This window comes from Clostridium sp. AM27-31LB (genome assembly GCF_003480745.1).
Taxonomy (GTDB): domain Bacteria; phylum Bacillota; class Clostridia; order Lachnospirales; family Lachnospiraceae; genus Butyribacter; species Butyribacter intestini.
The window spans coordinates 2,501-11,479 of record NZ_QUJS01000014.1 but is presented as its reverse complement, the minus strand read 5'-3'; the positions used below and the strand labels follow the sequence as shown (position 1 = coordinate 11,479).

The 8,979-nt window shown below is 35.6% G+C and carries 6 protein-coding genes (1 of these 6 running past the window's edge); 5 read left to right on the top strand and 1 reads right to left on the bottom strand.

Going from position 1 to position 8,979, the window contains the following annotated elements; all coding sequences use genetic code 11:
• Positions 1 to 76 precede the first annotated feature (76 nt).
• From DW721_RS15210 to DW721_RS15195, 4 genes are all read left to right on the top strand, one after another.
• On the top strand, positions 77 to 1,204 hold the full coding sequence (locus DW721_RS15210; RefSeq protein WP_243036043.1) for a restriction endonuclease subunit S: 1,128 nt from the start codon (positions 77 to 79) through the stop codon (positions 1,202 to 1,204).
• A 129-nt stretch (positions 1,205 to 1,333) separates the two neighbouring features.
• Positions 1,334 to 1,555 carry a hypothetical protein gene (locus tag DW721_RS15205; RefSeq protein ID WP_118746236.1) on the top strand — a complete coding sequence of 74 codons (222 nt, stop codon included), beginning with the start codon at positions 1,334 to 1,336 and terminating at the stop codon, positions 1,553 to 1,555.
• Between the two features lie 74 nt (positions 1,556 to 1,629).
• Positions 1,630 to 4,971, top strand: a complete 3,342-nt coding sequence (locus DW721_RS15200) for a DEAD/DEAH box helicase family protein (RefSeq protein ID WP_118746235.1) — start codon at positions 1,630 to 1,632, stop codon at positions 4,969 to 4,971.
• Between the two features lie 220 nt (positions 4,972 to 5,191).
• Positions 5,192 to 6,034 (top strand): helix-turn-helix transcriptional regulator, encoded by an 843-nt coding sequence (locus DW721_RS15195; RefSeq protein ID WP_182436354.1) that lies wholly within the window; start codon positions 5,192 to 5,194, stop codon positions 6,032 to 6,034.
• A 147-nt stretch (positions 6,035 to 6,181) separates the two neighbouring features.
• On the opposite strand, the gene DW721_RS15190 is transcribed toward DW721_RS15195, so the two are convergent.
• Entirely contained in the window at positions 6,182 to 8,317 is a 2,136-nt protein-coding gene (locus DW721_RS15190; protein ID WP_118746233.1) for a cellulase family glycosylhydrolase, read from the bottom strand.
• Positions 8,318 to 8,976: 659 nt separating this feature from the next.
• Here DW721_RS15190 and DW721_RS16210 point away from each other — a divergent pair.
• Positions 8,977 to 8,979 carry the start of a hypothetical protein gene (locus tag DW721_RS16210; RefSeq protein ID WP_182436353.1) on the top strand. It continues 174 nt past the right edge of the window, so the window shows 3 of its 177 coding nt (coding positions 1-3); the start codon lies at positions 8,977 to 8,979; the stop codon falls past the right edge of the window.

Genomic DNA, 8,979 nt, shown 5'->3' with positions numbered 1-8,979 from the left:
GACTGAAAGTCAAGAAGATGAGGTATAGAAATGCTGAAAACTTAATAAATTCGGATTTGTGAGGAGGATGGAAAAAGTGAGATTGACAGATATATGTGATTTTCAAGGTGGTTCACAGCCGCCAAAAGATGAGTGGTTATTTGAAAAGCAAGAAGGATATATTCGTATGCTTCAAATACGAGACTTTACTCAGAGTGAAAAAGTGGTTCCAGAATATGTAAAGATAAGTAAGAGTACAAAGATATGTCAAGCAGATGACATTTTAATAGCAAGATATGGTGCATCAATTGGAAAAATATTGACAGGACTATCCGGGGCGTATAATGTAGCAATAATGCGTGCAATTCCCGATACACATATGCTTCAAAAGAAATATTTATACTATTATTTGAAATCTCCGTATTTTCAAACTGCAATATTAAATGTTGGTTCAAGAGCTGCACAGGCAGGATTTAATAAAGAAGACTTATCTAAGTTAGAAATTAAATGTCCTTTATTGTCAGAACAAGATAGTATTATAGATATATTACAAAAGGTTGAGTCTATTATTGGTAAAAGAAAAAAAGAACTTATATTTTTAGGCGAATTGGTGAAAGCCCGATTTGTCGAGCTCTTTGGAGATGCTATTTATAATGATAAAGGATGGGAAAATGACACAGTAGAAAAGCTTTGTAAGGAGATTTATGGAGGTGGAACTCCGTCTAAATCACATCCAGAATACTACGAAGATGGTGATATTCCATGGGTGTCTTCCAAAGATATGAAAACTGATGTTTTGACTGATAGTCAGATAAAGATTAATCAATTGGGTGTGGATAATAGTACTGCACGTATGGTTCCTATTAACTCAGTAATTATGGTTATCAGAAGTGGAATATTAAAGCACACATTGCCAGTAGCAATTAATGCGGTACCGATAACAGTTAATCAGGATTTAAAGGTATTTATTCCAAACAAAAGAGTATTAACAAGATTTTTGGCTATTCAGTTCAAGATGCATGAGAAAGATATTTTGTCAGGAGTTAGAGCTGTAACTGCGGATAATATAGAGTTTAATTCTTTAAAACAGAGAGAATTGATTGTCCCACCAATTGAGCTCCAGCAAGAATATGTTACATTTCTTGAACAGATCGACAAATCAAAAGTTAGTTTATACTATAAAAATAGAAAAGGCGGTTTTTCCGCCATTATTGTTTATATATAGTGTGACAACAATAACTAATCTACCAGGCTGCTAAAACATTGTTAAATGCAGTTGATTTCCCAGACCACCTTGTTTATAATAATATCAAGACAAAAATTTTCAGTATGCTTTACAGAGGGTGTGAGTGTTATGTGTAATCTGAGTTTAGGAATAGAGGAAAGAGCTGAGGCGAGAGGAGAGGCGATAGGAGAAGCCCGAGGTAAACTGATTGGAGAAAAGAAAAGCAGTGAAAAGATTATTATGAATATGTATAATAACAAATTTACATTAGAGAAAATATCACTTGCAACTCAAAAAAGTATTCACGAAATCAAGGAGATAATAAAACAGAAAAATTCGGCAGTGGTATAAAATCATATAAATAAGACTTCATTTACATTAGTTAAATTACAATAATGTACTAAAGCTGTCAGGGGAGGGTGACTATGGCAACAAATTTTGATTATTTATTGGAAAAAGAATTGTTTGGGGAGTTTGCCGAGCAGGCGGTTGAGGCAGAGAAAGCTATAGCTATATCACCTGCTACCTGTGCGATATTGTCAAGGAGAGCACTTGAGCTTGCTGTCAGATTTGTTTATTCATATGATTATGATTTGAAACTGCCATATAGAGACAATGTTTCAAGTTTGATTCATGAGCAGACTTTCAGGGATATTATTGAGCCGGGATTGTTTGGAAAGTTAAAGTATGTAATAAAGTTAGGCAATATTGCCGTTCATACCAACAACAGCATTAAGCGTGATGATGCATTGTTGTCACTCAGGAATCTTTTTTGTTTTTGCGACTGGATTGATTATAGTTATTCTAAAGAATATCACAATAGGACATTTAAAGAAAATATTGTTCCGACAGGCAAAGAGGAGTCGGTAAAGGCTTCAAAATTAAAAGAATTATATGAGTCCTTGTCGGGCAAGGACAAAAAGCTTGATGAAGTTTTAAAAGAAAATGAAAATCTCCGTATTGAGATGGCAAAACTGCGTGAGGAAAATATAAAGAACAGGACTTATCAGGTTGACGAGATAAGCGAAGCTAAGACACGCAAGTATTACATAGATTTAGAATTAAAAGAAGCAGGATGGATTATCGGAAAGAATGTGACTGAGGAAGAAGAAGTTACAGGTATGCCAAATGCAAGCGGAATAGGTTATGTAGACTATGTGCTTTGGGGAAAAGATAATTTGCCACTGGCTGTGGTAGAAGCCAAGAAATCAACTGTTGATCCTAAAGTTGGCAGTCATCAGGCTAAGTTGTATGCGGATTGTTTGCAAAATAAATATAACCAAAGACCGTTGATTTTTACTACAAACGGTTTTGAATTTTACTACAAAAATGATTATATGAATTATGCTGAGAGAGAAGTTTCGGGATTTTTCACTCAGGATGAATTACAGTTAGAGATTGACAGAAGAAAATTAAGAACACCTTTGGTTAATGTGGAAATCAATGATAAGATTACTGACAGACCATATCAGAAAGAAGCAGTTCTGGCTGTTTGTGATGCTATTGAAAAAAGACATAGAAAAATGCTGATAGTACAGGCTACAGGTTCGGGAAAAACAAGAGTCAGTATCAGCATTGTTGATGTGCTTAGAAAACATAATTATATTAAAAACATTCTTTTCCTTGCAGACAGAACGGCACTTGTGCGACAGGCGAAGAAGAATTTTTCAAATTTACTGCCTGATTTGACCTGTTGCAATCTGCTGGATTATAAAGACGACCCGGAAAATTCTAAAATGATTTTTTCTACATATGCGACAATGATGAATATGATAGATGAAAAGAAAAATAAGTTCGGAGAAAAATTGTTTACACCAGGACATTTTGACCTGATAATCATTGATGAAAGCCATCGAAGTATATATAAAAAATATCAGGATATTTTCTTTTATTTTGATGCTATGCTGATTGGCATGACAGCGACTCCAAAAACAGATGTTGATAAGGATACATATGCGATTTTTGACCTTGAGCGTGGCAACCCTACTTTTGCATATGAACTTGAAACAGCAGTTGAAGAGGGCTATCTTGTAAATTATTCCACGATTGAAACTAATTCTAAATTTATTGACAATGGTATTTGCTATAAGGATTTGTCTGAGGAAGAAAAAGAAGAATTTGAAGATACTTTTGACGATGACCCGGTGATTGAAGATACGGTTTTGAGTTCAGAACTTAACACATGGGTGTATAACACAGACACTATAGACAGCGTTTTATCGGTTTTGCTTGACAAAGGAATTAAAGTTGAGGGAGGAGACAAGCTTGGCAAAACGATTATTTTTGCTAAGAATAATCGCCATGCGAAAGCTATCGTTGACAGATTTTTGGCGAGATTTCCCGAATACGGTGGGGATTTTATCAAGGAAATTGACTATAGCATCAAGTATGTTGATTCGCTTATTGACGATTTCAGTGATAAAAATAAAATGCCGCAGATAGCAGTTTCAGTGGATATGCTTGACACGGGTATTGATATTCCTGAGATTACAAATCTTGTTTTCTTTAAAAAGGTTAAAAGTTATGCTAAATTCTGGCAGATGGTAGGTCGTGGAACAAGACTTTGCAAGGATTTGTTTGGCGGGGGACTTGATAAAGAAAAGTTTTTGATTTTTGACTGGTGCAGAAATTTTGAATATTTTCGTGCAAATAAGAATGGTGCGGAGTCAGGAATACAGGAGTCGCTTGCCGAAAAAATATTTAATGTGAAAGTGCAGATTACAAGAGAATTGGAAAAACAGGAAAATGAAAAGTATTCAAAGTACAGAAATGATCTTGTTGCAGGTATGCACCAGATAGTGATGGATATGAATGATGACAGTTTTCGTGTTAAAAGGCATTTACGGTATGTTGAAAAGTATCGAAATCTTAGTAATTGGCAGTCATTAGAAGCTAATAGCGTGTCAGAGTTAAAAAATCATGTAGCACCGTTGGTTATGCCTGAAAAGAGCGATGAGTTAGTCAGAAGATTTGATTATCTTATGCACACTATAAATCTCGGTATATTGCAGAGGAAAAATATTTCCAAGCCAATAGATACGGTTGTAAAAACGGCAGTTTTATTGTCGAAGAAATATAATATTCCTGCAGTTCAGAAACAGAGAGATGTTATTGAAAAAGTACAGAAAGAGGAATTTTGGGAAAATGCCACGATAATTGAAATCGATTATGTCAGGACATCGATTCGCAATCTTCTTCAATATATAGATAAGATAAAAAGAAATATTTATTATACGAATTTTACTGATAAAATCAGCGAACCGGTAGAGGGACAGCCGATAAGTGCAGCAAATAATCTGAAAAATTATAAAAAACAGGTTGAGTTTTATCTTAAGCAGCATCAGGACACGCTTGCCGTACACAAACTTCGCAATAATGAGAAATTAACCCGTACGGATTTAGATACACTTGAACATATATTGTGGACGGAGCTTGGAAGTAAAGCCGATTATGAAAATGAGTACGGAGATACACCGGTAGGCAAAATGGTAAGGCGTATCGTGGGTCTTGACCGTGAAGCCGTAAATAAGGCATTTAATGAGTTTTTAAACGAGGAAAGACTCAATGTAAATCAGTACCGTTTTGTAAGACTTATAATTGATTATATTGTGAAAAATGGAAATATTGAGGATAATAAGGTGCTTACAGAAGAACCTTTCAGAAGTGCAGGCAGTATAACTTCGCTGTTTAAAAATGATATGGCAACCGCAAAGCAGATAATGATGGTGATTAAACAGATACAGGACAACTCTGTTGAAGTTGCATAAAAAATTAATCATTATATAAATTTTGTATCAACCAAAGGTTGAATGATTTTCTATTTTTGCGTTATGGTATTTTAGGCTATATAAATATATACTTTTAACATAAACTCTGCAGGGTTACATATACAATAGGTAATTGTGAAACTTACTATATGTGCAAAAGTTAATTGCAGTGATGGTTTCGCAATGGCACAGTTGCATTTATGATGAAAGGAAAGTATATATGACAGTTGTAAATATAGGAGAGAAAATAAGAAAACTTAGAAAAGAAAAGGGGATTTCACAGGACACCCTTGCACAGTATCTTGGAGTGTCATTTCAGGCGGTCAGTAAGTGGGAGAATGGACTTGCCATGCCTGATGTTACAATGTTTCCGGCAATCGCATTCTTTTTTGAAATTTCGATTGATGAATTGTTTGATTATGACAGAATGAAATTAGAAGAAAAAGTTATCACAGTCTGCCATAAGGCTTATGAAATCAGAGATGACAATCCCCAAAAGGCTGAAAAAATCCTTAGAGAGGGCTTGAAAAAGTTTCCGGGAAATGTGTTGATATTAAATAATCTGTTATATCCATTGATGATTCAGGAAAATAGAGAAGAAGAAATCATAAGGATTGCGGAGATATTAGCAGAGACACCTAATGTTGAACTTGAAGTGAAGCTGGATGCATTTAGGATTATGGCAGAGACATATCATAAACTTGGTGATTTGAGTGCGTGCAGGAAAGTTATAGAAAAAATACCGGAATTATATTTTTCGGCTACGGAATTAAAGGCAAGGCTGCTCGAAGGACAGGAAAGTCTTGAAAATGCATCATTGCAACAGCAGGTATCAGGTTATACTCTTATAGAAATGCAGATGATAATGGCTAAGTTTTATGAAGATGCCGGAGATAAAGAGAAAGCAAAGAAAAAATATTCTACGGTTGCCAAAATAATAGATGCTTTTGAAGGAGACACTGAACCATTAGAGGGAATAAAATTAAGTGAGCAGGATGCCGTGAGACGATTTCGCAGAAAAGCTGAAAATGTGATTTTAAAGTGGACAGATGATGTAATTTAAGGTATTTGCCTCGATATCACAAAAGAATAATTAATAAAAAGCAGGACCATCTTAGAAAAGACAGTCCTGCTTTTTGTATGTAGTTACAGGGACTCAAAAACTGAATTGCTGCAATCGTGATAATACAAATTCAATAATTTAGTTGTATTACTGTCCCATTTCATAAACTGCAATAGATGTAACAGTAGGAGCATTTCCAAATGTAAGATTAAGTACAGGGTTGCTTCCTTTCAATGATGTAATCATAGATTCAGGAAGGATAAAACCTTTTCCAGCCCATGAACTGTTTGGATAGTTCTGTCTGTCTGTTGAAGAACCGTCTGTCTTATCTGTTGTTGATAACATAAGATCTCCGGTGGCATCTTCCGAACTGTCCTCAAATGTGACTTTTATGCAAGGTTTTTTAAACTGACTCCAGTCAAGCTGTAAGAATGTCTGATAACCCCAGCTGTTAAACTGAATCTTAGAATCATCTGTACATGATTCTTTTTGAATGAATTTTGATTCATCGGTGCTTGTCACTTTGTTTCCGTCTAATCCGATATTGCTACCATCGTTCTTTTTCCATTTTCCTGTCCATGACCAAACTGGAGTTGCATCAGCAGGAACATCAACTGGTGTAATTTCTACAACAGGATCATCTGAACGTGCTGTTATGTCTTTTGTGTTTCCATTAGAGCCTGTAAGGTTATTGAAAAATTCTGCAATATCTTTATAAAGCATAATGCATTTTTCACGGTCAAAATAGCAGCCTGGTGTTTCCCAGAGTACCGGTAAAAGACCACGCTCTTTTGCAAGTGTTATAACATCGTTAAGGCAGGTTGTAACACCGACCTGCTTTGGAATACATACACCACATTCACCAATAATGACTCCATATCCTGCATCTGTAAATTTCTTTAATGAATCAAATTTTTCTTCTGTATGCTTCTTATCCTGTTCAGTGTAGGTGCCGTGTGCATCGTCACCACAGAAGTCCCATGGATCATAGTAGTGAACCGATACACTAAGTTTGCTTGTACCATTGGCATCAGTGTCTTTAGGCATCTTGTAGCTGTCGTCTAAAGTGTTTTTAATATCAGTATTGTATCCGGCCAAAAGCAAATGTCTGTTTTCGTTGTTTCCGCCTGATTTGCGGACAATATCAACAAAATCCTGATTTAATTTATTAGTCAGAGTATAACATTCAGCGACAGTTAAGTTTCCGGTAACACCATTTACTGCTGTGTTGAAACCTAAATTATAATCGTTGATATGGTTGCCGAATTCTTCGTTCGCAGATTCAAAAATAAGATGATCTGAATAGCCTTTGAAGCGTTCTGAAATCTGCTCCCAGTATCTTTCATATCTCTTCAAAGCTTCGGCACGGGTGGTCTCATCAGCAATTTTATTGCCGTTTGCATCTTCAGTGCAGGCACCGAATTTACCCCACCATCCATAATCAAAGTGGTCATTGATAATAACATACATACCATCGTTAAGTGCATAGTTTACAATTTCTTCTACACGACCAAGCATTTTTTCGTTAATTGTATAGGTTGTATCGTTTTCTTTAACCATGCTGGTCCATGCAACAGGGACACGAATGGTGTTAAAACCATACGAATGTATAGCATCAATATATTTCTGTGTGGTAACGGGTGCACCCCATGCTGTTTCATAATCAGTAGCATTACTGAAATTATCTTTTTCGTTGGCAGCTTTTGTTGCTTCCATTGTATTTCCGAGATTTATACCGATACCCATCTCTTTTTTGATAAGCTCCTGAGATGAAAGATTTGTACGCATTTTGCCGTTATCTTTTACTGTCATTTTGTCGGAAATACCACCTGCAATTGAAACTTCTCTTGCTTCACCTATATTAGAAGTGTCGTCTCCTTTGTAATTGACAGGAGATGCTGTAGGTGTTGCAGCAGATTTTTTGATAACCTTAACCTTACAAGTTAATGTCTTTGTTATGTACTTCTTTGATGAAACAGGAAGATAGCTTATCTTACAGGTGACAGTTGTTGAACCTGCTTTTTTTCCGGTTACCACTCCCTTTTTAGTTACAGAAGCAATACTTTTTTTCTTGGAAGTCCAAGTAGTGGTTTTGACTTTTTTTAAATTTTTTTTCACAACACTTAATTTTACATTTTTTCCGACTGTGACTGATACGGATGTTTTCTTTAAACTTACACTCGCTTTCTTTGCAGCTAAAGCCGGTATTGAGTTTGTGCCGGTTATAACCAGTGCTAATGCCATAGTTGAAGCCAGGCATTTTTTAAAAAATTTTTTTCTCATATAAGATCCTCACTCTCTTTTTTAAATTAGATATTCGTATTTTGTTGTCATACATAACTTTTACTATATAATGTAAAAATACCGTGTGATTTACGGGTATATAGCATAAAATGCAATATTAACAAAGCCGGATATCCTTAAATAATTATAACTTTTATGAGAAAGTATTTCAATTATGCCTGATAATCATGTCTGATTTTTAATGTTAATTTTAGCAACTATATGCAATTTTTAATGTATTTTTTGCCTATATAAATAGATGATGTCATTTGGTGCCCCACCGTTTGGGCTGCCGCCTGAAATCTCACATACACAATCTGAACCATCACTATAATCCAATGCACCATTGCCACCGTTTGTAGAGATAATGTTTAATGTTCCTGTTCCGTTGATGGTTAATGGAACTTTTTTGCAAACAATACCCGCAGTGTAAGTAGTGGAAGGTGTCATAGACAGTACGGGTAGGAGTTACATAATCTGACAATGAATCATCACCGGTATAATAGCTGTGGTTTGGTGTTGAAATCGGAACGGCTGTAGGTGAAGTAGTTGGTTTTGTCGTTTCCGAAGGTGAAGCAGTCGGAGTTGCTGTTACAGGTGAAGAAGTTGAAACTGCATCTGAACTGCTGTCCGGAGTTTTTGTTGAAGCTGCATCTGAGGTG

Excerpts from the sequence above, each read along its gene's own strand:
- DW721_RS15200 (WP_118746235.1), top strand. The coding sequence starts at position 1,630 with ATGGCAACAAATTTTGATTATTTATTGGAAAAAGAATTGTTTGGGGAG.
- DW721_RS15190 (WP_118746233.1), bottom strand. The coding sequence starts at position 8,317 with ATGAGAAAAAAATTTTTTAAAAAATGCCTGGCTTCAACTATGGCATTA.
- DW721_RS15205 (WP_118746236.1), top strand. The coding sequence starts at position 1,334 with ATGTGTAATCTGAGTTTAGGAATAGAGGAAAGAGCTGAGGCGAGAGGA.
- DW721_RS15195 (WP_182436354.1), top strand. The coding sequence starts at position 5,192 with ATGACAGTTGTAAATATAGGAGAGAAAATAAGAAAACTTAGAAAAGAA.